Annotated in this window: 14 protein-coding genes; 10 read left to right on the forward strand and 4 right to left on the reverse strand. The window is 61.9% G+C overall.

Annotation, left to right across the window (positions count from 1 at the left end):
• Window positions 1-97: 97 nt before the first annotated feature.
• Together ACQE3D_RS05435 and ACQE3D_RS05440 are read right to left on the reverse strand one after the other, a co-directional pair.
• Window positions 98-2521 carry a Lon protease family protein gene (locus tag ACQE3D_RS05435; RefSeq protein WP_313728794.1) on the reverse strand — a complete coding sequence of 808 codons (2424 nt, stop codon included), beginning with the start codon at window positions 2519-2521 and terminating at the stop codon, window positions 98-100.
• A 58-nt stretch (window positions 2522-2579) separates the two neighbouring features.
• Window positions 2580-3566: a helix-turn-helix domain-containing protein gene (locus tag ACQE3D_RS05440; RefSeq protein WP_313728793.1), complete on the reverse strand. Its 987-nt coding sequence runs from the start codon at window positions 3564-3566 to the stop codon at window positions 2580-2582.
• Between the two features lie 130 nt (window positions 3567-3696).
• On the opposite strand from ACQE3D_RS05440, the gene ACQE3D_RS05445 reads away from it, so the two are divergent.
• Complete coding sequence (locus ACQE3D_RS05445; protein ID WP_064024560.1) at window positions 3697-4134, forward strand: hypothetical protein; 438 nt, start codon at window positions 3697-3699, stop codon at window positions 4132-4134.
• On the opposite strand, the gene ACQE3D_RS05450 is transcribed toward ACQE3D_RS05445, so the two are convergent.
• Window positions 4122-5330, reverse strand: coding sequence for a glycosyltransferase (locus ACQE3D_RS05450; protein WP_168031768.1), 1209 nt, complete (start codon window positions 5328-5330; stop codon window positions 4122-4124). The genes ACQE3D_RS05445 and ACQE3D_RS05450 overlap by 13 nt on opposite strands.
• 201 nt (window positions 5331-5531) lie before the next feature.
• On the opposite strand from ACQE3D_RS05450, the gene ACQE3D_RS05455 reads away from it, so the two are divergent.
• The 4 genes from ACQE3D_RS05455 to ACQE3D_RS05470 all read left to right on the forward strand — a co-directional run bounded on the left by ACQE3D_RS05455 (window position 5532) and on the right by ACQE3D_RS05470 (window position 14609).
• Complete coding sequence (locus ACQE3D_RS05455) at window positions 5532-7379, forward strand: autotransporter domain-containing protein (protein ID WP_313729457.1); 1848 nt, start codon at window positions 5532-5534, stop codon at window positions 7377-7379.
• 173 nt (window positions 7380-7552) lie between these two features.
• Window positions 7553-9388: a HAMP domain-containing methyl-accepting chemotaxis protein gene (locus tag ACQE3D_RS05460; protein ID WP_064024556.1), complete on the forward strand. Its 1836-nt coding sequence runs from the start codon at window positions 7553-7555 to the stop codon at window positions 9386-9388.
• A gap of 37 nt (window positions 9389-9425) precedes the next feature.
• Window positions 9426-13481, forward strand: a complete 4056-nt coding sequence (locus ACQE3D_RS05465; protein ID WP_313728792.1) for a response regulator — start codon at window positions 9426-9428, stop codon at window positions 13479-13481.
• 9 nt (window positions 13482-13490) lie between these two features.
• Window positions 13491-14609 (forward strand): HD domain-containing phosphohydrolase, encoded by a 1119-nt coding sequence (locus tag ACQE3D_RS05470; RefSeq protein WP_071154867.1) that lies wholly within the window; start codon window positions 13491-13493, stop codon window positions 14607-14609.
• 7 nt (window positions 14610-14616) lie between these two features.
• Here the strand turns inward: ACQE3D_RS05470 and ACQE3D_RS05475 are convergent, their stop codons facing one another.
• Complete coding sequence (locus ACQE3D_RS05475) at window positions 14617-15516, reverse strand: LysR family transcriptional regulator (protein WP_064024551.1); 900 nt, start codon at window positions 15514-15516, stop codon at window positions 14617-14619.
• Window positions 15517-15659: 143 nt separating this feature from the next.
• Between ACQE3D_RS05475 and ppc the strand changes: the two genes are divergently transcribed.
• The 5 genes from ppc (at window position 15660) to ACQE3D_RS05500 (ending at window position 24218) form a co-directional block, all read left to right on the forward strand.
• Complete coding sequence (gene ppc, locus ACQE3D_RS05480; protein WP_281022494.1) at window positions 15660-18446, forward strand: phosphoenolpyruvate carboxylase; 2787 nt, start codon at window positions 15660-15662, stop codon at window positions 18444-18446.
• A 46-nt stretch (window positions 18447-18492) separates the two neighbouring features.
• On the forward strand, window positions 18493-18939 hold the full coding sequence (locus tag ACQE3D_RS05485; protein ID WP_313728791.1) for a hypothetical protein: 447 nt from the start codon (window positions 18493-18495) through the stop codon (window positions 18937-18939).
• Between the two features lie 152 nt (window positions 18940-19091).
• Window positions 19092-21137 (forward strand): ATP-binding cassette domain-containing protein, encoded by a 2046-nt coding sequence (locus ACQE3D_RS05490; RefSeq protein WP_082885306.1) that lies wholly within the window; start codon window positions 19092-19094, stop codon window positions 21135-21137.
• Window positions 21121-22431, forward strand: coding sequence for an HlyD family secretion protein (locus tag ACQE3D_RS05495; protein ID WP_313728790.1), 1311 nt, complete (start codon window positions 21121-21123; stop codon window positions 22429-22431). The genes ACQE3D_RS05490 and ACQE3D_RS05495 overlap by 17 nt, the downstream gene beginning before the upstream one ends.
• Window positions 22428-24218 carry a TolC family protein gene (locus tag ACQE3D_RS05500; RefSeq protein WP_313728789.1) on the forward strand — a complete coding sequence of 597 codons (1791 nt, stop codon included), beginning with the start codon at window positions 22428-22430 and terminating at the stop codon, window positions 24216-24218. The genes ACQE3D_RS05495 and ACQE3D_RS05500 overlap by 4 nt, the downstream gene beginning before the upstream one ends.
• Window positions 24219-24256: the final 38 nt, after the last annotated feature.

A 24256-nucleotide genomic window follows, 5' to 3' on the forward strand; every position in this document is an offset into this window, starting at 1 on the left:
GTTAAAACTGTGTGATATGCCTCAGCGCTAGGGCATATACCTCACTCAGGCGCCGATCCGAAGGTGGCGGAAATTATCGAATCCATGGTGTTCGGACTCAATCGATACCGGTTCTAGGCTTGCCGCCGTCGCTTGCTTCGCGGCCCGAAAAGGCCTGGACCGAGCGGCTAAACGCTTGGAGTTGGGCGTCGATTCGGCCGTTGAAGCTATCCGCCGGATAGCGGCCTTGGTCGTCGGCGCGGCCGATGTCCGTTCCGGTCAGCAAGGCCAGTGCTTGCTCGACGCCGCCGACCGGGTATATATGAAACTGGCCGGCTTGGGCGGCATGCACCACGTCCCAACGCAGCATCAAATGCGGCACGTTGCCCGCCGGGATGATGACACCCTGCGTGCCGGTCAGGCCGCGGGCGTTGCAAATGTCGAAGAAGCCCTCGATTTTTTCGTTGACGCCACCGATGGGCTGCACCTGGCCCAACTGGTTGATCGAGCCGGTCATCGCCAAGTCCTGGCGTAACGGTACCTGCGCCAGCGACGACAAAATCGCGCACAGCTCGGCCAGCGACGCGCTATCGCCCTCGACATGGCCGTAAGACTGTTCGAACACCAGACCCGCCGACAGCGAGAATGGCGTATCGCGGGCGTAACGGGCGGCGATGAAGTGCGACAAAATCAGCACGCCCTTGCTGTGTAGCGGGCCGCCGAGTTCGGTTTCGCGTTCGATGTCGACGATCTTGCCGTTGCCCATTCGGGTAGTCGCGGTGATGCGGGACGGCTGGCCGAACGCGAAATCGCCGACTTGCAACACCGACAAACCGTTGATTTGACCGATCACCTCGCCGTCGGTATCGATCATCAACGTGCCGCGTTGGATATTTTCGTAGAGCTTTTCGCGGATCTTGTCGAGCCGGCGGGTCTTGAGGTCGATAGCCTGTTGTACGTCGCTGTTGGCGATGGCGGTATGGCCGTTTTCGCCGGCCCAGTAATCGGCCTCGGTCAGCAAATCCTTGATCGTGCGCAGATGGGTCAGCAACTTGTCGGCGTCGCCGGCCAGCCGGGCGCTGTGTTCTATCACCCGCGCCACCGCTTGCCGGCTCAATGGCCGCAGCTGTTCGCGGCGGGCTATCGTCGCCAGCAAGCGAGCGTATTCCAGCGTGCCGCCGTGCCGGTCCATGCTGCCTTCGAAATCGGCGGCGACCTTGAAATAGTCCTGAAATTCAGGATCGTAATAACCCAGTAGGTAATACAACATCGGATCGCCGAGCAAAATGATCTTGACGTCCAGCGGAATCGGTTGCGGTTCCAGCGAGGTGGTGCTGATCAGGCTCAACGCCCGTTCCAGCGACTCGATGCGTATCTCGCCGGCCTGCAAGGTACGTTTCAGCGCTTCCCAAGCGTAGGGTTGTTGCAGCAGTTTGCGAGCGTCCAGAATCAGATAGCCGCCGTTGGCCTTGTGCAGCGCGCCGGGCTTGATCATTGTGAAATCGGTGATTAGCGAACCCATCTGCGCTTGATGGTCGATGCGGCCGATCAGATTGGCGTAGTTCGGCAAATCCTCGCAAATTACCGGTGCCGAGCGTTTGCGACTGAAATCGACGATCAGATTGACCTGATAGCGCTTGAACGGCTGCGGTTCCTGCGGTATTTCCAGGAAGGACAGGGTTTTTTCGCCGTGCGGCATGAAGTCGCGGACATGCTCTACGATGTCTATTTGCACCGCGGTCAGATAGTCCAGAATCGGCTGCCACTTGGCGTATTTTTCCTTCAGCTCGTCGATCGAGTGATTGACCGCCAACTCGGCCATCTCCCGATTCAAGGCTTGCAGCTTGCGCTTGGTTTCCTTGCGCCATTGCGGAAACAGTTTGATCGCATCCTGTACCCGTTCCTGCAAGCCCATCACCGTGTCGTGGTAGTGGCGTTGCTTGTCCTTGTCGAGTTTGCCGAATTGTTCCGGCGTCAGCGGTTCGTTGTCGTCGTCGGCCGGCAGAAAGGCGTAACCGGTCGGCGTTTCGGTGAAGATGATGTGCGCCTGATCGGCGTCGTCGCGGATTCGGTTCAACACGTTGAGTTCGCGCTGGCGCGATTCGTTGTCCAGTTCGCCGGCCCGCGAGCGGTATTCGTCGCCGTCGAACGCCGCCGGAATCGCCACGCTGAGTTCGTCGATCAGTTCGGCCATGTCCGACTGAAAGGCTCGACCCTGACCGGGCTCCAGGCCGATCGCCTTGGGTTTGGACGGCTGCGCGAAATTGTGCACGTAACACCAGTCCAGCGGGACCGGCTGGCGATGCGCCTCATGTTCAGCCAGTTCGCGGACGATGGTCAGCTTGCCGGTGCCGTCGGGTGCCAACGCGAAGATGTTGTAGCCGGGCTTGCGTAGCCGGACGCCGAACTTGATCGCTTCCAGGGCTCGCGTCTGGCCGACGACGATGTCCAACTCCTCCAGTTCCTCGGTGGTCGCGAACGGCAACTCCTCCAGGCTGCAGGCTTTATAAAGCAGGGTCGGCGCGAGTGCTGGGATGGTCATCGGGTAAAGTCCTTGTCGAAAGATCGCGGGTTAATGGCGTGTGGCGCGCCGGTGAACGTCAGAACGTATCGTCGGCGCCGGCTGGGTAGTCGCGCGGCGGGCAGGCGTAGCGTTGCTTGAAGACCCGGCTGAAGTGAGCCATGTCGTTAAAGCCCCAACGTAGCGCGACTGCGGTCAGATTGCGGCAGGCGGGCGGACCTGCGCGTAACTCGGCCGCGCAACGCGCCAACCGGCGTTCGCGGACGTAACGCATCAGCGAGGTGTTTTCGGCGCCGAACAAGTCATTCAAATAGCGGGCGGACAGCCCCAGTTCGCGGGCCAAGCGGGCCGCGTTCAGCTCGGGATCGGCCAAGCGCGATTCGATGTGGCGTTTGGCGCGGTCCAGCGCGGCGGCGCGGCTGGCCGACAATTCGAAGCGGGCCGGCCGCAGTTCCGCGAAAGCCTTGACCAACAAATCCTGGAGCTGCTCGGCGATCAGCGCGGTTTCGTCGGCCTTCAACGTGGCGGCTTGCGCCAGCGCGGTCCGCGCCAGGGCGCCGGCGACGGCGGCCAGCCCTTGTTCGCCCGGCAGGCGTAGCGCGGTGCAATGTTCGACGCCCGGCAGGCGGGCACGCAACAAGGGGCGCGGAATGGCCACCAGCAGCTTGGCGAAACGGTCCGGGCAGTCGATGCGGTGGGCTTGGGTGGCGTCGTATAAGGTCCAATCGCCGACTTGCGGAAAGGCCTCGCGGCCGTGCTGGCGCAAGCGGTAACGGCCGTCCAGCAGCAGTACCGCGAAATAGGCGTCTTGGCTGGCCGAATCCGGTTCGCCTGGCAAGCTGCGCAAGCCCAACGGGTTGGAGCGGATCGCCGACAGACGCAGATTGGACCAGTGATGTATCGTCATTTCGTTGAACAAGGGCTGGTCGGTGGGCGGCTCGACGTCGACTCTGGCGTATTCGCGGCCGATGACTTCGCGCAACCAGGCCTGCCGGTGGGACGGCGCGATGGTCTCGGTCGAGTAAAAGTCCGCGTGTATGGGCTGGTCGTCAATACGTTTGGTCATGGCTGATCTGGGTTGGCGAGCGCAACATACTATTGGCGTAAGTGCCGTTTTGGTCAAGCGTCGGGGCCGATTCGGACAAGCGGGCGAGCGCCGAGCACGTTAGCATACGGTTTTTTCCTAGAGGTCCGCGATGAATTCCTTATCGAATCCGAATCCCCTATTGCTGAAAGGCGCCGGTTGCTGGCTGTTGGTCGCGCTGGTCATGGCCTGGTGTCTGGTCGGTCTGCACTTCGAGTTGGCGCCGCTCCAGGCCTTGTTTCCCGGCAAGCCGGCCCGCTTGCTGCAGGCTCATCTGGACTTTTTATTGATGAGCGCGTTGCTGTTGGGCTTTTACGGCGCTCGCTTTCCGCTGCCGGCTATTGCCTGTTGGGCCATGGTGATCGGGGCGTTCACCAACTCCAGCCTGTTTTTACTGATGGCGATGTTTCCGGTGCTCGACGACCCGGCCGCGACCGGCGTGGCGGTCGCGGTCTTCAAGCTGTATACCTTTGCCAGCATCGTCACGACCAGCTTCGGTTTTGGCCGCGCGGCTTGGGCGGCGGTCAGACACGCCGCTCAGTCGGCTTGAGGTCGGATCTCGATTAGGCTCAGACAGCGTTCGGCGATGGCTTGTGCTTGGGCGTCCGGCTCGAATCCGGCGTATTTCGCCGCGAAAGCTGAGGCCGCGGCGGCGTAGTTCGGCCGCGCGCTCAGGTCCTTGAGCAATGCGCGGAAATTGGGCTTGAGGGTTTCGGCCGGTAGCTGGATGCCGGCACCGACTTCGACGATGCGGCGGGCGTTGATGGCTTGCTCGATCTGCATCGGCAGCACCAATTGCGGCTTGCCGGCCAATAGACAGGCCGCGCCGGTAGCGGCGCCGCCGTGGTGGACGGCTAGATCGCAAGTACCGAGCGCCGCTTCCAGGCGTAGCGGCTGAGCGCAAATATGTAGATTGGCGCCGGCGTGTTGGTCGGCAAAGGCCGCGGACGCGCCGGGAATGTGCAGCAGGCACGACCAGCCGCTGGCGGCTAGCGCTTGCAGTAGAGGGCCCAGGGCAGGGTACTCCGGGCGCAGGTAGCCGAACAGCTTGAGTGCCGAGCCGGTCGGCCAGCGTGGCTCCGAGCCGGCGGTCGCATGCAGCGCCGGGCCCCAATAACGGGCGGAGACGCGTTGCGGATAGGCGTCCAGTTCCGGCCAAGTGCACAAAAACCTTTCGGCGGTCTCGAACAAATCCGCCAATGTCCGCAACGTCGGTGCTTCCAGCCGAGCCGCGACGGCGTTGGCTCCGGCCAGCACGCGCGCTTCGGTGTCGGCCAACTCGCGTGGCGCGGTCGGTAACCAGGGACGTAACGCGGGCAGGGGGTGGCTGGCCGGCGGAATTTGAAAGCCGCCGCCGAACAGCGCCCCGGTCAGCGGCAGACCGCGCGCGGCCAATTGTGCGGTCGGCGCGTGGTCGAACACCAGCAGGTCGGGTTTCAGGTGCCGATACAGGGCACGCCAAGCGTTTGCTCGGCTGTAGAGCGCGGCCGGGTCGGTGTAGCCGGTGTTTGCTAGTATCCCGGCGTAATTCAGCGCCGCCGGTAGCGGCCGGCCGTCCGGCCAATAGACCGGCGCTTGCAAATAGCCGAAAGCCTCGTCGCCGAGTAGCACGTCGGCGAATTGCAGATTTTTCAGCACAAAAATCACGTCGTGCCCAGCCTGTCGCAACCGTCTCGCCACCGGCAAGAACGCGGCGATATGGCCGTAACCGGCGCCCAATTCCCAACAATACAGAATACGGCTCATCGCCGGCATGCCATTGGGCTGGAAACACTAGGGGAGGCCGGAGATTGCGCATTCCGCGATTCGTTTCGGGCCGTTGGTCCCGGCGGTTCCGCACGGGACGCGGTTTCCGCCCGCCGCTCCGGATTTCCCGCCGCGCCATTCACAGAACGCTGCCCAACGGCTATCTTTAACGCTGTCATTTTTTTACCGTGTCATCTCGTGATGTTATTACCCTTGGCAAACCCGGATAGCGGCGCTATCCCAGCCGCCGGTCCGGCGTGTCGTAAACCAGCGTACCCGTTCAGTGTTCTCGAGCCGCGCAACGTCGCGTCCAAGTCGCTTATTTTAGCGGCCTTCGCGGCGTTGGCTTCGGCGCCGTCGGCGGTCGAGGCTTACACGCTCGACTTTTCTCCAAGCAGTTACAGCGTCGACGAGGCCGGCGGTGCCGTTGAGGTCACCGTCAATTTGGCATTGGGGCGGAGCGATTACGGTAGTTGTTTCGTCTCCGGCGTGGTTTCCGCCAGCGGTGGTACTGCCACCGCCGGCAGCGACTTCAGCATCTCCGGAGGCGATTTCAGCTTGGATGCGGTCCAGAACGGCTCGGCGACCGTCGTGGTCAACATTAACGACGACAGCGAGGTTGAGAGTAGCGAGACGATCAATCTGACCTTACAGTATCAGCCTGACTGCGACGGTTCGATCAATGTCGGCTCCGGGGCCACGATTTCGATCGCCGATAACGATGTCGCGCCAACGCCAACCCCGGATCCGACCCCAACGCCCGATCCAACCCCGACCCCGGATCCAACGCCGACGCCTGATCCAACCCCAAATCCGACGCCCAATCTGACCAACGATCCGGGCTTCTCGCCAAACCAACAAGCCATCTACGACGGCCTGACCTCCGCTTGCGAAAATGCCAGCGGCGCTTTGGCGGCACGTTGCGAGACCATCACCAATAACGATTTGAACCAGGTGATTCCGGATGAAGTGGCGGCTCAAGGCGCCGCCGCGATCGATTTCGGGTTCAAGCAGTTTTCGATTATTCACGGCCGTATCGTCAATTTACGAAATTCGGGGTCGCAAGGTTCGACCTTGCTCGGGTATTCGACGATCAACATCAACGGCGAGATCCTGCCGGTCGGCAAGGCTTTGCTGGCGGCCTTGAGTCCGGCGCGCGGCGGCGCGGCCGGCGACGATCCCGCCGAAGATCCGTTTCGGGACAGTCCGCTGGGCTTTTTCATCAAGGGCCAATTCAACGTCGGTCAGCGTAACGCCAGCTACAAGGAACAGGGTTACAAGGTCGACCGCAAGGCCGTCACGCTAGGCGTCGATTACCGGTTTACCGACGATTTCGTATGGGGCGCCTCGTTCGGCTACGGCGGGGCCAACACCGATTACCAACGCAACAACGGCAAAATGGCCAACGATGCTTACGAGTTTTCGTCCTACGGCAGCTACTTTCTCCCCGCCGACTTTTATGTCGATTGGATCATGAGCTATGCATTGCACGCGTTCGAAATGGACAGGCGCTTGAATTTAAGCGACATCGATACCGTCGCGCGCAGTTCGGTCAACGGCGACCAGTACGGCATCAGCCTGGGTCTGGGCAAGGATGTCGCCATCGATAGTTTCGTGCTCAATCCCTACCTACGTTGGGAGTACATCAACACGCAAGTCGATGCCTATCGGGAAGCCGGCGGCGGAGGTCTGGGTTTGACCTACGACCGTCAGGCCATGGAGTCGGTCACCTCGACGATAGGCGCGCAAGCCAGCAAATCGGTCAGTACCCCCTGGGGGGTGTTGACGCCGGGCGCTCGTTTCGAATGGGTGCATCAGTATATGAACGACAGCCGCGCGATTCGAGCCCGCTTCAGTCAGGCGGCGGCCGGTACCGGTTCGTTCAGCGTCGCCACCGAGAACCCGGACCGGGACTATTTCAATTTGGGCGGTTCGCTGGCGATGACCTTGCCGGAAGGGCGAGCCGGCTTCTTACGTTACGAATACCGCGCCGGCCAAGCCTATATTTCCGATCATACCGTCGAGCTCGGGGCCAGGATTCCGTTTTAAGCACCGGATTTTGCAGGTGCTTGGTCGCTTGCTTGGGTAATAGCGTTGACCGGACGCTATATAGCCATGCGAACCCGCCGCCGACCAAATCCGGAACTAGGGTCGATTCGGGTCTATGCTTTCTTCACGAGGCCGTTTTTTGCGTATCGGCCGCTAGCCTTCTGGGAGGGGAAATGGAAAGTTTTGCGAACTTGTCGATTCGGGTGAAAACCGCGATTCCGATTGCGTTGATGTCCTTGGTGTTGGTCGTGGTGGCCGGGCTCGGCTACAACTACCTATCGAAACTGGGCGACCACACCCGGCGCCTGGGCGAGGTCGAATTGCCGGCGCTGGCGGTGTTGCTGGAAAGCGACCGCGACATGTATCAGGCGATGCTGGCGGAACGTACCCTACAATCGCCCGGTTTGGACAGCGCCGCGGCCGACAAACTCAAGGCGTTTCACGCCGAGAACCTGCAACAGGCCCGTACTCGCTTCAGCAAGTTTCTGGCCTTGTCCGACCTGCCGAATGCCGGCCAGTACGAAGCCCGCTTCGATTCTTCCTTTCAGGCTTGGGTTAAGCAAAGTCAGGCCAATATCGCCTCGGCATTAGCCGGTAAGCCTGCCCCCTATCAAAAAGGCGAGGCCGATTTCGAGAAAGCCCGGGCGGTCATCAACGAATTGACCGAGTTGGTCAACGCTCAAGCCGACAGCTTGCGCGCGGCCGCCGGCGCGGACGTGGCGTTCAGCGTGCGGGTGTCGTTGGCGGCGCTGTCGGTGGGATTGGCCTTGGCCTTGGCCTTTGTGTGGGTCTTTCCTCGGCATATTGCCGAGTCGCTGCGACCCGCGCTGGACGCGGCGCGGCGCATGGCCGACGGCGATTTGAATTTCGAGCTGAAGACCGAACGTACCGAGGAGACCGGTCAGTTGCTAAAGGCGATGGAAAGCGTCCGGCTCAGCCTGCGGGCGATGGTGGCCGATACCGAACTACTGGTGGGCGCGGTGTCCGACGGGCGACTGGAAGTCAGGGCCGACGCGGACCAGCATCGCGGCGCCTATCGCAATATCGTCGCCGGAATCAATCGGACCCTGGAAGCGATCGTCGAACCGGTTAGCGCCGCGATCGCGGTCCTGGAAGAGGTCGAACGCGGCAAATTGACCCGAACCCTGGACGGTGACTATCGCGGCCAATTCCTGAACTTTAAAAATACCGTCAACAACACGATCAACCGTCTGGCCGAAACCATCGGTCAGGTGATGCTGGCGGCCGATGCGTTGCGTAACGCCGCCGAGCAGATCGACGCCACTTCGCAAGCCTTGGCCAGCGCCGCTAGTCAGCAGGCCAGCGGGGCCGAACAGACCAGTGCCAGCATCGAGCAAATGGCGGCCAGCATCGAACAGAACGCCGATAATGCCCGGATTACCGACGGCATGGCCGGCGAGGCCGCGCAAGAGGCGGCGACCGGCGGTGCGGCAGTCCGGCAAACCGTGACGGCGATGCAGCAGATCGCAGCCAAGATCGGCATCATCGACGATATTGCCTACCAAACCAACATGTTGGCCTTGAACGCGGCGATCGAGGCGGCGCGGGCCGGCGACCACGGCAAAGGCTTCGCGGTGGTCGCCGCCGAAGTACGCAAGTTGGCGGAGCGCAGTCAGGTCGCGGCTCGGGAAATCGGCAAACTGGCCGAAACCAGTGTCGAAACCGCCGAAAGCGCCGGTAACTTGCTGGACCATATCGTGCCGGGCATCGCCAAAACCTCGGAGTTGATTCGGGAAATCGCCGCCGCGTCGCATGAGCAGTCGATTGGCGTCAGCCAGATCAACGCGGCGATGTCGCAAATGAACCAAGCCACCCAGCAAAACGCGTCGGCCAGCGAGCAGTTGGCCGCCACTGCCGGCGGCATGACTGGACAAACCGACCAATTGTTGGAATTGATGCGGTTTTTCGACATCGGCGAAGCAGCGGGGCCCGCCGCCGAAAAATCCGTGCGTCCGGACGCGCCGCGCGGACGATTCAAACGTTTTTGAATGAGGGTCGCGGCTTTTTGAACGGTTGGGGACGCCGATGACGTCACGATTTTTCAATCGCTTCTCTCTGGGCACGGCGAGTTTGGCCGGATTGGTCGGGGTCGTCGGCTTTGCGGTATTGATGGGATTTAGCCTGTGGCAGGAACGGCTACAGCGCATTGCCCACGCCCGGGTCGAAACCGAAAACATCGCTATGGTCCTGGAAGGGCACGCGCTGGCGACCGTGCAAAAAATCGATTTGATCTTGAACGACGTACTGGGCCATTTGCGGGCCGACGATATGAAGGCGCGCTTGGGCGACCAGACCGAACGCGCGTTGGAACTGCATCGTTTGCTGATGGACAAGGCCGCCAGACTCAACGACGCGGCTATCATCGAAACCGGCGCGATTCAGGTGTTCGATGCCCGAGGCGATTGTCTGTACAGTTCGCTGGACAGCCAGCCGCCGATCAGTATCGCGGATCGTGAATATTTCCAACGCCATGGCGCCGACCCCAGCGTCGGTTTGTCGATCTCGCCGCCGCAGATTTCCAAGACCCTGGGTCTGCGAAAAATCTCGCTGACCCGGCGCATAGACGGTCCGGACGGCCGCTTTGCCGGTGTCGTCAACGTTGTGACGCTGTTGAGTTCCTTCGAAAAGTTTTACGCGACACTGGATTTGGGCGAACACGGCGCGGTCGTGCTGCGCGACGACGCGATGCGCTTGCTGGCGCGTCATCCGATGCTGACCGAGGACGCCGCCCAACCTTTTCCCGACCACCCGGTGCTCGGTTTTGTCGCGCGCGGTAGCGATCGCGGTCATTACGTCGAAATCAGTCCGGCCGACGGGGTCAAACGCCTTTACAGCTTCCGCCGGGTGGGCCATTACCCCTTATTCGTACTGGCGGCCATCGCCGAGCAGGACTATCTGGCCGAATGGTACGAGCACCTGCGCTGGTACGGGGCCGCCGGTCTGCTGATCGCGCTGTTGTCGCTGAAATTAATGCTGACGGCCCGTTACGGTCTGCTGAAGTGGCAAAGCAACGAAAAAAAATACCGCTATATCGTCGAAAACGCGCCGATCGGCGTCTTCCAATGCGACAACCAGGGCAAACACCTGTTCGCCAACCTGACGATGGCTCGGCAGTTCGATTGCGAGTCGGTCGAAGAATTCATGGCTACTTATGGTGGCGCCGACTTTCGCTTCGCCGACTCCACTCAATTATGCAAGGCTTTGGAATCCGACCGGGAAGTCCGCGAATTCGAAACCCGCGCCGTGTTGGCCGGCGGCCATACCAAATGGTTCTCGCTGTCGGCCAGGGCCGACGCCAACGGCGTCGTCAACGGTTTTACGCTGGACGTCACCGACCGCAAGCAAACCGAGGAAAAATTGCGGATGTCCGAAGAGCGCTTGCGGCTGACGCTGGAAGCCGCGCAAATCGGCATTTTCGACTGGGATGTGGTCAGCGATCGTTTCGTGGTTTCGCCGATTTACTACAGCATGTTGGGTTACTCGCCCAAGGATGGTCAAGGCGACCGCGAAGAATGGCTGGAGCGGGTGCATCCGGACGACCGGGCGATGGTGGCCGGCAAAATCAACAGCGTGTTGGCCAAGCAAGCCGACGCCTACACCTACGAGGCGCGGATCCGCCACGCCGACGGCGAATACCGTTGGTTGAGCGCCAAGGCTTTCAACGTGGAACGCGGCGCGGACGGCGCGGTCGGACGCGTGCTCGGCATTCGGATGGATGTCACCGACCGGAAACGCAACGAAGAGGAATTGGCGCATTATCGAGATCATCTGGAGCGCTTGGTCGACGAACGCACCGCCGAACTGCTGGAAGCCCGGAAGCTGGCCGACGACGCCAACCGCGCCAAGTCGGATTTTCTGGCGAATATGAGTCACGAAATCCGCACCCCGATGAACGCCATCATCGGTTTGACCCGCTTAGCGTTGGATACCGAGCTTAGTCAACAACAACGCGATTATCTGGGCAAGGTATTGAATGCGTCGCAGGCTCTGCTGGGCATACTCAACGATATTTTGGATTATTCGAAAATCGAAGCGGGCCGGATAGACATCGAGGCGGTCGATTTTTGTTTGGAAGATATTTTGCGCGCCACCGCCGATTTGTTTTCGTTTCGGGCCGAGGAGAAAGGGATCGAATTGTTTATCGACATGGCCCCGGACGTGCCGGAGTGGCTGGTCGGCGATCCGTTGCGGCTGAGCCAGATTGTCGACAATCTGGTCGGCAACGCCATCAAATTTACCGAGCGCGGCGAAGTGCATTTGAAGGTCGAGCAAAAAGAGATCACGGCGGACGCGGTGTGCTTGCGCTTCGCGGTGCGCGATACCGGGATCGGCTTGACGGCGGATCAGGCCAATCGCTTATTCCGGCCGTTCGTGCAGGCCGAGGCCGGCATCACCCGCCGTTTTGGCGGTACCGGCCTGGGCCTGACGATTTGCAAACGCCTGGTCGAGATGATGCGCGGCCGCATCGCATTGTCGAGCGAACCGGGGCGCGGCAGTACGTTCGTGTTTACCGTGTGGCTGGGTTTGCCGGATCCGCAAAAACCGCGAGCCAAGCCCGGCCGCGGCTTGCACGACTTGCGGGCGATGCGGACGCTGGTGGTCGACGATCAGGAAACCTCTTTGCTGATTCTGCGGACCATGCTGCAAAGCTGGGGCTTTCAAGTGACGACCGCCGACTCCGGCGCCGCCGGTTTGCGGTTTTTCGAAGAGGCCGAACGCGACGGTCAACCCTACGATTTGTTGATCCTGGATTGGAAAATGCCGGCGATGAACGGGCTGGAGTTCGCTCGGGCCTTGGCCGAACTGAAGCCGGAGAATCGGCCGCCGATTACGGTAATGGTGACCGGTTTCGGCCGAGAAGAACTGGCCGCCGCCACCGACGGCGCCTTGATCGACGCGATTGTCGGCAAGCCGGTGACGCCGTCTGAAATGTTTGACGTTTTGATGGCGCTGCAACGTCAGGAGCACGTTAGGTCGAAACCGACCGCCGACGTGTTCGAAACCAGCCGGGTGTTGTTGGATGGCATACGCGGCGCCCGGATTCTATTGGTCGAGGATAACGAACTCAATCAGCAAGTGGCTAGAGAGTTTTTGACGAAAAGCGGATTGTCGGTGGAGCTGGCTAACAATGGGCAGGAGGCCGTTGATCTGGTGCAGCGCCAGCGTTTCGATGCGGTGTTGATGGATTTGCACATGCCCGTCATGGATGGCCTGGAAGCGACCCGGCGAATTCGGGCCCTGGCGGAGGGCCGGCATTTACCGATCATCGCGATGACGGCGGCGGCGATGGCGCAAGATCGCGAGGCTTGCGCGTTGGCGGGCATGAACGGCCACGTCGCCAAGCCGGTTGAGCCGCGAGAACTCGCCGAAGTGCTGGCGCGCTGGGTCAAGCAGGGCGGAGAGCGGCCGGTGACGATACTTGAGTCGGCCGGGACCGTCGATGCGGCGCCGGCCGCGGTCGATAGCGAAGCCGAAATCGCCGGATTGGCGCGGGCCTTGCCGGGCGTTTCGGTCGGGGTGGCGTTGCGACGCATGGGCGGTGATCCGCTGTTCTATCGGCGCTTGTTGGCACGCTTTGCCGAGCGTCATGGCGATGCCGGCGCGCAAATTCGGCGCTTGGCGGGCGACGGCGATAATGAAGCGCTCTATCAGCTGGCCCACAATCTGAAAGGCGAGGCCGGCAATTTGGGCCTGGACAGCATTGCCGGTCCGGCCGATCGATTAGGGCGCTTGCTGAAATCCGCCGGCGCCCAAAACTGGGCCGAGTTGGCGGCAACCCTGGCGAGCGAATGCGAGGCGATGACGGCGCGCTTGGCCGCGCTGACACTCGATGCCGCCGCTGTCCCGGCGGCGCCGAGCGGCGGTGGGGCGGGGGAGTTTTGGCCGCGCCTGACCTTGCTCGAGCAGCAGTTGCGGAGTAAAAGTTTGGAGGCCCGCCATCTGGTCGACGAACTGGAAGGAACGCTGGACGATCCGATTTTGGCGGAGCAATTCGCCAAAGTCGTCCAAGCGGTCAAACAATTGCGTTACGACGCTGCGTTGGTCGAATTGGCCACACTCGGCGAAGACCGTAGACCTTAGGAGTAGAACATGAGCGCGCAAAACAAGGCTCAACGGGTTTTGATTGTCGACGATTCGCTGAGCAATATTGAGTTACTGGACCACATCCTGGGGAGGCATTACGCCACCAGCTTCGCGACTAACGGTGCCGAGGCGCTGGAACTGGTCGACCGGTGTCCGCCGCATTTGGTGTTGCTGGACGTGGTGATGCCGGGCATCGACGGCTACGAAGTCTGCCGGCGCTTGCAAGCCGATAACGCCACCCGCGCCATTCCGGTGATTTTCTTAACTAGCCTGGACAGTCCGGTTGACGAGGAATACGGTTTGTCGTTGGGCGCCGCCGATTTCATTCACAAGCCCGTGTCGCCGCCGGTGGTGTTGGCCAGGGTGCGCAATCATCTGGCCCTGGCCGATACCACGCGAGAGCTGCGCCGGCACAACGAAAATCTGGAGCAGTTGGTGGCCGAGCGCACCGAGGAGTTATTGCAGCGCAACCGGCAATTGATCGCGGCCCAAGGCTCGGTGATCTCGGCGTTTTGCGCGCTTGCCGAGGTCCGCGATAACGAAACCGGCAATCACATCCGGCGCACCCAAAATTATGTGCGCGAACTGGGTGAAGCCCTGCGCGGCCACCCGCGGTTCCGAAATTGCTTGAACGACGAAACCATCGAGTTGATGTACAAAACCGCGCCGCTGCACGACATCGGCAAGGTGGCGATTCCCGACGCGGTGTTGCTGAAGCCCGGTAAATTGACCGATGCCGAGTGGGTGATCATGAAACGGCATTGCGAGGCCGGTCGCGACGCGATCGTGTCGGCGGCTCGCGAATTCGGCGACGGCGAGGGGGCATTCCTGGAGTGCGCGGCCGATATTGCCTATTGCCATCACGAGCGTTGGGACGGCAACGGCTATCCGCGCGGTTTGCGCGGCGATAGCATTCCGATTAGCGCCCGGTTGATGTCGGTCGCCGACGTCTACGACGCACTGACTACCAAGCGGGTTTACAAGCCGGCCTTCAGCCATGCCGAATCGGTGAAATTGATCTGGGAGGGGCGCGGCAGTCAGTTCGATCCCGACGTCACCGATGCGATGACGGCGCTGGCAGGCCGCTTCGAGGCGATAGCGGAGCAATACCGCGACGGCGAATAAGACGCCGTCACAACCAGCCGTCCCTGGCGTGGTCGAGGATCGCGGTGACGGCCGGATGTTGCTGTTTGCGGCGTAGCGTGATCGCGTAAAAACGTTCCAGCACCGTTTCGATCCGGCCCAACACCTCGACGCCGTATTGCCGGCAAATTTCGCCGGCCACCGCGCTCGGCGCGACGAACAGGCCGGCGCCGCCGGCGCCGAACGTCTTCAGCAGCGCGCTGTCTTCGATTTCGGCCTGAATGTTGGGACTGATCCCGTTGGCGTCGAACCATAAGTCCAACGAGCGCCGCAGCGCGGTATTGCCGGTCGGCAGCAAGAACGGCGCGCCGGTCAGCGAGCGCGGAAAGCGATCCCGATAAGTCGCCGCCAAGCCGGGACTGCCGAACACGCTGACATCGCATTCGCCCAGAAAGTGGTTGAAGGCCTTGGCGCCGCTGGCCGGGGTCAGCGGCGTATCCGACAGTACCAAATCGACGCCTTGCACGGCAATCTCGGCCAACAGCCGGTCGGCCTTGTCTTCGTAGCAATGAATCTGGACCGGTTCCGGCAAGCGGAAAACCGGTTCGATCAGCCGGTACACTGCCAACTTGGGCAATGCGTCGGATACGCCGACCGTCAAGCGCCAGGCTCGCCCGGTCGGCAGGCCTTTCAAGGTATTGGTCAGTTCCCTGCCCAGCGTGAATATCTCGTCCGCGTAATGAAACACCACCCGCCCGGTATCGGTTAGCAGCAACTTGCGGCCGCTTTTGAAGAACAACTTGTCGCCGATGGCTTGTTCGAATACCGCCAGTTGGCCGCTGACGGTCGGCTGAGCCAGATGCAATTTTTCGCAGGCCCGAGTGATGCTGGCTTCGCGGGCCACATGCCAAAAATAAAACAAATGCTGGTAATTGATGCGTTCCTGCATGGCCTTTACATAGAAATTTTCGATGTATTTATTCTAATCTTTCTATTTAACAATACCAAAGACTAGCGTTACGCTATCGACAAAGTGGCCGGCCCGCTTTTTGCTGCTCGATGCGGTAACCGCTGACCATGATGGAGACTTAAGTGACTAAACATACCGACGATAAACAACTGCGCCGCTCGATTCGTTTGCTGAGTTCGATGTTGACCAGAGTGTTGAAACACCAAGGCCAACGCGATGTGGAGGAATCCGTCGCGCAATTGCAGCGACGCTTCGCCGCGCTGATGCGCGACAACACGCCGGCCCGGCGCAAGCCCCTGCAGGATGTCGTCGAGCGCTTGGACGCCGACGAAATCGGTCAGGTGGTCAGAGTGTTCAACCAGTATTTCAGCCTGTTGAGCATCGCCGAGGAGTCGCATTCGCTAGGCCAGCGCCGCCAGCGCCAGACCGGGCATTTCTGGCCGGGCTCGTTCCACGACACCTTGTGTACCTTCAAGGAATCCGGCATCGGCGCCGAGCAAGTGCAGACCTTGTTGGCTGATTTGCTGTATTTGCCGGTGATGACGGCCCATCCGACCGAGGCCAAGCGCCGCACCGTCAAGGGCGCGTTGCGCAATTTGTTTTTGACCCACGAACAGATTGACGGCAGCCGGCAGGGTCCGGGCCGTAAGGCGGCATTGGAACGCTTGCAGGCGCAGATTCAGTTGCTGTTGCGCACCGATGAAGTGCGCGGTCGCAAGCCCGGCGTGGTCGACGAAATCGATACCGGCCTGTTTTATTTTCCGCTGTCGCTGTTCGAGGCGACCAGCAAGGTTTACCGGAATTTCGAGGAATCGATGGTCGATGTCTACGGCGAGGAAGCGGCCGCCGGCGCGCGGATTCCCAGTTTCTTGAAGTTCGGATCGTGGATAGGCGGCGATCGCGACGGCAATCCCAACGTCACCCCGGAAACCACGGTGCTGGCGCTACGGCTGCAAGCGCAAGCGATCCTGCTGGAGTATGCGCGGCGTCTCGATGCGTTGCGCGGCCAGTTGTCGCATTCCTACGGCTTGTGCGAATTGACGAGCGAATTCAGTGCCAGTCTGGAAGCCGACCGCACCGCATTGGGGCCGGCGGTGGCCGAATTGGCGCGGCCTTATCTGCAAGAGCCCTACCGCCATAAATTGACCATCGTCAAATACCGGATAGAGCAGGGCTTGGAACGCATTGCCAGGCGCTTGCGCGGCGACGCGGAACCGGCCGATTGCCACGCCTATCCCAGCGTGGCCGAATTCCTGCGCGATTTGCGTCTGATCGACCGGTCGCTGCGCAACCACGGCGACGCCAATATCGCCGAACTGGAATTGCACGACCTGATTCGCCTCGCCGATACCTTCGGCTTTCATTTGATGCATCTGGACGTGCGCCAGGAATCGACCCGGCATAGCGAGGCGGTGGCCGATATTCTCGGCGCGGCCTTGGGCATCGATTATCGGGCGATGAACGAGGAGGATCGCTTGCAATTGCTCGGCGAGGCGATCGCCGCGCCGGGCGGCTTGATGTTCGATCCGGGCGCGTTGCCGTCGGCAACCCGCGAAACCCTGGCCTTGTTCGAAGTGATGGCCAGCAGCCGGCGCGAGATCGGTCCGGACTGCTTCGGCGAATACGTGATATCGATGACCCACCACGCCAGTCACGTTTTGGAGGTGATGTTACTGGCCGCCCAGTGCGGCTTGGTTGGTCGGATCCGAGGTCATTGGTACTGCAATATCGGCGTCAGCCCGCTGTTCGAGACGATAGACGACTTGAACCGGATCGAGGAAGTATTGAACGACTTGTTCGATTCGCCGACTTACCTGACCTTGCTGAAGGCCTCCGGCCGTCGTCAGGAAATCATGCTGGGCTATTCCGATTCGTGCAAGGACGGCGGCATCCTGGCTTCGGCGTGGGGCTTGTACCGGGCGCAACGCCGCATCGTCGATATTTGCGATCGGCGCGGCATCCGCTGCCGCTTGTTTCACGGCCGCGGCGGTACGGTTGGCCGCGGCGGCGGTCCGACCCACGAAGCGATTCTGGCGCAACCCGCCGACAGCGTGCGCGGTCAGATCAAGTTTACCGAGCAGGGCGAGGTGTTGTTCTATCGCTATAACAACATGGAAACCGCGATTTACGAACTGACGATGGGCGTGACCGGTTTGTTGAAGGCCAGCGCCAGTCTGGTGCAACCGGTCCCCCCCGATAACCCGGAAAATTTGGCGGTGATGGACGAGTTGGCGAGGATAGGCGAACAAAGTTATCGGGATTTGACCGAGCGCACGCCGGGCTTTTTGGACTATTTTTACGAATCGACGCCGGTCGGCGAAATCGGCCGCTTGAACATCGGCTCGCGGCCGTCGCACCGCAAGAAACAGGACCGCTCCAAAGAGTCGGTGCGGGCCATTGGCTGGGTATTTGCCTGGGCCCAGTCGCGGCAAACCTTCCCGGCTTGGTACGGCGTCGGCCTCAGCGTATCGACCTGGTGCGCCGGTCGAAGCGAGCGGCTGGAGCAATTGCGAACGATGTACCGCGACTGGCCGTTTTTTCGCAATTTGCTCAGCAACGCTCAGATGGCCTTGAGCAAGTCGGACATGGAACTGGCGCGGGAATACGCCGGCTTGTGCGTGGACCCGGAAACCGGCAAACGCGTGTACGGCTTGATCGCCGGCGAGTATCAACGTTGCGTGGAGTGGGTGTTGGATGTGGCGCAAATCGATAGGCTGTTGGCCGATAACCCTAGCTTGGCCGACTCGTTGCGCCGCCGCGACGCTTATCTGGGGCCATTGAATTTCTTGCAGGTCTGCCTGCTGCGCAAGGTGCGAGAAGACGATGCCGGCGCCGGCGACAGTCCTTGGCTGAATCCGCTGTTGCGCACGATCAACGCGATCGCCGCCGGCATGCGCAACACCGGCTAATTTCGCGGCGGCTGGCCGGCGCCACGACAGTCGTTAGGGAGGCAGCATGATTAACGAAATCGTTAGTGGATCGACCGGCGTCTTGGCGAATGCCTACGCGGCCGCGAAGCGCCGTTATGGCGGCCGGCGTTTGGCCTACTTCGTCGCCGCGCTGGTGATGTTGAGCTTCGGCGATACGCTGTTGCCGCTGATCGGCCACGGCGTGCACGTGGCGATAGAAATCGTCGAGTGGCTGTTGGAGCATTGGTTGGAGGCCGCCTTCGGCTTATCGCCGCGCCAAGCGGAAATCACGGTGTTTTGGCTGGGCATCGTCGCGATCGGTTACGGATCGTGGCGGGTCGCACGGGCCGCGTATCTGGCCGCACTGGCCTGGCGGCGCGATTTGGCGGTGCGTTGGCGGGCAAACTCGGCGGGGCGGGCGTATTGGCCGGCCTTGGCGCGCTCGGCCTTGGTGTTCGGCGCACTCGGCTCAACGCTGTTGATGTTCACTTGACAGTAACGGCGGTGATGTCGCGTCGGCCATCATGAAACGTGGCTGCGGGAGTTGCCCGGCTGGATACGGTCTTGGGATCGGCGCGCGCGTTCGAACGACTTTAATGGGGCCGGCACCTGCCGATTCGTCAATCCATCAGGACTCGTGAAACGATGCGGACCTTACAAGCATTTTTGAGCCGACTGTTGGCGCTGCCGGAAACCGGACCGGTTCCGGACCCGCCGGCGAATTTGACCGAACTCGCCGACCGTTTGGGTCTGCGTCTCGAGCCGGCGGTACTCACGCCGAACGCCGCCGCCGAAACCTCGGCGCCGCAAACCCCGTTGCTGGCCGAACTGGCCGAGCGGGAGGGGTGGTTGGTGTTGTCGGGCTTTCGGGCCGGTTCGGTGCGGGTCGCGCTGATTCACGGCGACGCCGTCGAAGAGCGTTTGATCAAGCCGGCCGAGGTCGCCGGCTTGCTGGGCTTGAGCGGCGACCGTTCGACCGGGTGGTGGCTGATACAAGCCAGGGCGCCCTTGGCCAACGCGGTGAGTCCCGACGGCCACGGCCATCTGCCGCCTTGGCGGCGTTTGGTCGAGTTGCTGCGCGCCGATTTACCCGATCTTTGGCTGGTGCTGGGGCTGGCCTTGGGCTCCGGCTTGCTGGCCCTGGCGTCGCCGGTCGCGGTGCAGGCACTGGTCAACACCGTGGCGATGGGCGGCATGGGCCAACCTCTACTGGTGTTGGCGGTCATCCTGTTTTTCTTTCTGACTTTCGCCGGGGCGGTTCACGTACTCGAGGCCTATCTGGTCGAAATCGTTCAGCGCCGGGTGTTCGTGCGCCTGGCCAGCGATCTGGCCCACCGCTTGCCGCGAGTGCGGCGCGAAACCGGCGACGCTCACCACGGCGCCGAATTGGTGAACCGTTTTTTCGACGTGCTGACCTTGCAAAAGGCCGGTTCGGCCTTGTTGCTGGACGGCTTGAGCACGCTGGTGCAAACCGGCGTGGGTTTGCTGATGCTGGCGTTTTATCATCCGTTCCTGCTGGCCTTCGATGTGGTATTGCTGTTCCTGATCGGCTTGATCGTGTTTGTATTGGGGCGGGGCGGCGTGAAAACCGCAGTTCAGGAATCCATTACCAAGTACGCGTTGGTGGCTTGGCTGGAAACCGTGGCCGCCAATCAGCAGATTTTCAAATTTTCCGGCGGGCCGCGCTGGGCGGTCCAGCGGACCGACGAGTTGTCGCTGAGCTATCTGGACGCCAAGCGCGGTCACTTTCGGGTGTTGCTGCGCCAAATCGTCGGTTCGTTGGCCTTGTACGCCGTCGCCAGCACCGGCTTGTTGGCGCTGGGCGGTTATCTGGTGATCGACGGGCATTTGACCTTGGGGCAATTGGTGGCCGCCGAATTGATCGTGTCTTCGGCATTGATTTCGTTGATCAAGTTCGGCAAGCATCTGGAAGGGTTTTACGATCTGATGGCGGGGACCGATAAAATCGGTCATCTACTGGACTTGCCGTTGGAGCGCGGCGATGGCGAGGCCTTGCCGGCGGCCGGCGCGTTGGCGGTGAACGTGACCCGGCTCGGCTTTGCCTACGGCCAGCGCCGGCCGGTTTTCAAGGACTTGAGCTTCGCGATCGGTGCCGGCGAAAAAGTCGCGCTGCTGGCCGGACATGCCGCCGGCAAGACCACCTTGGTCGAACTGCTGTGCGGCTTAAGGCCGGCGGCTAGCGGCCGGATTGAAATCGGCGGCGTCGAATTGGGACGCTTGCGCTTGGAAAATTTGCGGGACCGGGTCGCGCTGGTGGGTCGGTCGGAGTGGGTGGCCGACACCTTGTTCGAGAACGTGCGGCTAGGCCGGTCGGATATCGACGCCGAGGCGGTCAGGCAGGTCTTGGAGCGCTTGGGTTGGACGCGCTTCGGCTACGACGCGGCGCTCGACGCGCTGGCCACCGAGTTGACGGTGGGCGGCGCGCCACTGTCGGCCGCGCAAGGCCATTTGGTGCTGCTGGCCAGGGCGATGGTCGGTCGGCCCGGCATTTTGATCGTGGACGGCTTGCTTGACGACATGAGCCAGGACTGGCGCGACGCGGTGTTGGCGACTTTGTGCGCCGCCGACGCGCCGTGGACTTTGATCGTGACGACCGGCGTGCCGGCGGTGGCAAGCGGTCTGGCGCGCGTCATCGAGTGGGGAGGAGAGGGCGATGGACGAATGGCATAACCGCTTGTCGGCCCTGGCGGCCGCGCATACGCCGAGGACGGTCGGGCGTTGGGCGCGGGCATGCGTCTGGGTGTTCGTGCTGACGCCGCCTGCCTTGTTGGTGACGCCCTGGCAGCAAAACATCCACGCCAGCGGGCGAGTGTCGGCGTTCGCGCCGCTGGAGCGTCAGCAAACCGTCGAGGCGCCGGTCGGCGGCCGTATCGTGGCCTGGCATGTCAAGGAAGGGGACAAGGTGAAGTCCGGCGAAGTGTTGCTGGATATCGCCGATGTCGATCCGAGGTTGTTGGAGCGCCTGGCCGGCCAACGCGACGCGGCCGCCGCCAAATTGGCCGCCAAGCAAGACGAGTTGAACGCCTACCGGTTGCAGCTCGACAATCTGCAAGCTACTCGGGATTTGCAGGTCGCGACCGCGCAATATCGGCTCGACGTCGCCAAACAACGCGCCCGCGCCGCCGCCGAGGCGATCGCTTCGGCCCGCGCCACGCTGGACGCCGCCAGTTTGCAGCGCGAGCGTCTGCAACGTTTGCTCGGCGACGGCTTGGTGTCGCAACGCGAGTTCGAACTGGCCGAGCGCGACGGCGTCGTGGCCGGGCGCGGTCTGAACAGCGCCCAAGCCAGTCTGGAAGGCGCGCTGGCCGAGCAGCGCGCCGCCGAAGCCGAGATCGGCCGGATTCGCGCCGACGCCCAGGCCCGCATCGATTCGGCCAGCGCGGCGGCCAACAAAACCCAGAGCGAACTCGAGGACGGCCGCGCCAGCCTGTTAAAGGCCGAAGTCGATGTGTCCCGCCAACAATCGCAATCGATTACCGCGCCGCGCGGGGGCAGTGTGTTGCGCCTGCTCGCCAATCCGCAGAGCGACTTGGTGCGCCAGGGCGATCCGCTGTTGGTGCTGGTGCCGGACCGCGACGTCAAGGCCGTCGAATTGTGGGTGGACGGCAACGACGCGGCGTTGATCACGCCCGGCCGCCACGCCCGCCTGCAATTCGAAGGCTGGCCGGCCTTGCAGTTTGCCGGTTGGCCGGAAGTGGCGGTCGGTACCTTCGGCGGCAGCGTCGCCTTCGTCGACGCCAGCGACGACGGCAAGGGCAAATTCCGGGTTCTGGTGATACCGGACCCGGCCGACCGCGAATGGCCCAGCGAGCGCTTTTTGCGCCAAGGCGTGCGGGTCAAGGGTTGGATATTGTTGAATCGGGTGACGATGGCCTACGAATTGTGGCGCCAGTTGAATGCGTTTCCGCCGCAATTGACCGTCGAGGCGCCGATCAACGATCTGGTCAGGCAGAAGCTGAAATGAGCAGGCGGCGAACTCACTACCTTGGCTTCCCAAACGTCTGCCCGGCGCTTAGCGGCTTAGTCTTGCTGCTCGCGCTGGGCGGCTGCGCCGGCTATTTCGATACCGCCCCGGACCGCCGACTGGCCAAACGCGTCGAGGAGCGGCTGCAAACCGATCAAGGATTGAACTTGCCGGCGCTGTCCGCCGCGCCGCCGCAAACCGTCGAACAGGCTTTGCCGCGCTTCAAGGAACGCTTGGTTACCAACTTGCCCAAAGCGCCGCCCAAATCCGTGCAGCCCCGACCCGAGCGGCCGGCCGCCGAGCCGGAAGCCAGCCGGCGCCTGTCGATCGCGGCGGTGCGCGGCTTGGCGCTGGAAAACAATCTGGATCTGAAAATTGCTCAAATCGACCCCAAGCTGGCGCAATTGGCGGTCAGCGAGGAACAAGCCAAATTCGACGATTTGATCTTCGCCAAGGCCAAGTACGGCCAGAAGAACACCCCGGCCGAGAATTTGGATGTCGTGACCTTTACGCCCAGCGACGCCGACTCGCCGCTGAAAAACGAAACCGATAAATTGACCGCGATTGCCCAACGCACCGAAGGCTTGGAACTGGAGGCCGGCGTGGTGATACCGCTGCGTACCGGCGCCAAGGTCACCATTAGCGCGCCGTTCGACGCCAAGAAGCAATATCGCGGCGTGGCTTCCGACCAATACCGCAATGCGCTGCGCTTTTCGATCAGCCAGCCGTTGCTGCGCGACGCCGGCATCGCCAACAATGTGGCCGGCATCCGCATCGCCCGCTACGAACAACAGGCGGTCGATGTCAAAACCCGCTTGCAGGCGATTCGGGTGCTGGCGGCGGTCGAGCGGGCGTATTGGAGTCTCTACGTCGCCTGGGGCGAGTTGGACGTGCGCCGCCAGCAATACGAAAATGCCGCCGGCAATCTGGCGATGGTCAAAAAACGGGTCGGCGAAGGTTTGACCGCCGCGGTCGAAATCAATCGCGCCGAGATCGGCGTCGCCGAGCGGCTGGAAACCTTGATCGTCGCCGAAACCACGCTGAAAACCCGGCAACGCCAGCTCAAGCTGCTGTTGAACGATGCCAATCTCGATTTGGATTCGCCGACGGTCTTGATCCCGGAAACCGAGCCGACCTTGTTGGAATTCGGCTTCGATCGGGAACAATTGGCGGCGCGGGCCTTGGACGGGCGGCTGGAGTTGCTGGAACTGGAATTGAAGCTGGCCGCCGACGCCACCAAAATCGATTACCTGGAAAATCAGACCTTGCCGATGTTCATGCTGGATTATCAATATGCCGGCTTGGGGCGCGATACCGGTTCGATCAACGGCGCCTTCGATCAAACCCTGAGCGGACGCTATTCCGACTGGTCGGTCGGCTTGCGGATGGAAATTCCGTTGACCAATGAATTGCGCCGCGCCCGTCTGGACAAGGCGGTGCAGGAGCGTCTGCAACGCTTGACCACCAAGCAATTGCGCGAACTCAGCGTGCGCCGGGAGATTTACGATGCGCTGGACGTGTTGGGCCAGAACTGGCGGCGCATATTGGCCGCGCGGCAAAACGTGCTGTTGGCCGGCTTGAATTACGACGCCGAACTCAAGCAATTTCGGGAAGGCTTGCGAACGATGACCGAAGTACTGGAAACCCTGACCCGGCTGGGCGAGGCGCAATTGCGCGAGGTCAGGGCGGTCGGCGATTATCAGGTGGCGCTGGTCGATCTGGCTTTCGCGACCGGCACCGTGCTCGGCCATAGCCGGGTCGATTTCGAGCAGGCGGCGGCGCGCTAACGCCGATTGCCGGATCGCCAATCGGGCAAGAAAAGGAA

The sequence above is a fragment of the Methylomonas sp. MS20 genome, from assembly GCF_050275925.1.
GTDB lineage: Bacteria > Pseudomonadota > Gammaproteobacteria > Methylococcales > Methylomonadaceae > Methylomonas > Methylomonas koyamae_A.

Excerpts from the sequence above, each read along its gene's own strand:
- ACQE3D_RS05470 (WP_071154867.1), top strand. The coding sequence starts at position 13,491 with ATGAGCGCGCAAAACAAGGCTCAACGGGTTTTGATTGTCGACGATTCG.
- ACQE3D_RS05495 (WP_313728790.1), top strand. The coding sequence starts at position 21,121 with ATGGACGAATGGCATAACCGCTTGTCGGCCCTGGCGGCCGCGCATACG.
- ACQE3D_RS05435 (WP_313728794.1), bottom strand. The coding sequence starts at position 2,521 with ATGACCATCCCAGCACTCGCGCCGACCCTGCTTTATAAAGCCTGCAGC.
- ACQE3D_RS05485 (WP_313728791.1), top strand. The coding sequence starts at position 18,493 with ATGATTAACGAAATCGTTAGTGGATCGACCGGCGTCTTGGCGAATGCC.
- ACQE3D_RS05445 (WP_064024560.1), top strand. The coding sequence starts at position 3,697 with ATGAATTCCTTATCGAATCCGAATCCCCTATTGCTGAAAGGCGCCGGT.
- ACQE3D_RS05450 (WP_168031768.1), bottom strand. The coding sequence starts at position 5,330 with ATGAGCCGTATTCTGTATTGTTGGGAATTGGGCGCCGGTTACGGCCAT.
- ACQE3D_RS05455 (WP_313729457.1), top strand. The coding sequence starts at position 5,532 with ATGTTATTACCCTTGGCAAACCCGGATAGCGGCGCTATCCCAGCCGCC.
- ACQE3D_RS05465 (WP_313728792.1), top strand. The coding sequence starts at position 9,426 with ATGACGTCACGATTTTTCAATCGCTTCTCTCTGGGCACGGCGAGTTTG.
- ACQE3D_RS05475 (WP_064024551.1), bottom strand. The coding sequence starts at position 15,516 with ATGCAGGAACGCATCAATTACCAGCATTTGTTTTATTTTTGGCATGTG.
- ACQE3D_RS05490 (WP_082885306.1), top strand. The coding sequence starts at position 19,092 with ATGCGGACCTTACAAGCATTTTTGAGCCGACTGTTGGCGCTGCCGGAA.
- ACQE3D_RS05440 (WP_313728793.1), bottom strand. The coding sequence starts at position 3,566 with ATGACCAAACGTATTGACGACCAGCCCATACACGCGGACTTTTACTCG.
- ACQE3D_RS05500 (WP_313728789.1), top strand. The coding sequence starts at position 22,428 with ATGAGCAGGCGGCGAACTCACTACCTTGGCTTCCCAAACGTCTGCCCG.
- ACQE3D_RS05460 (WP_064024556.1), top strand. The coding sequence starts at position 7,553 with ATGGAAAGTTTTGCGAACTTGTCGATTCGGGTGAAAACCGCGATTCCG.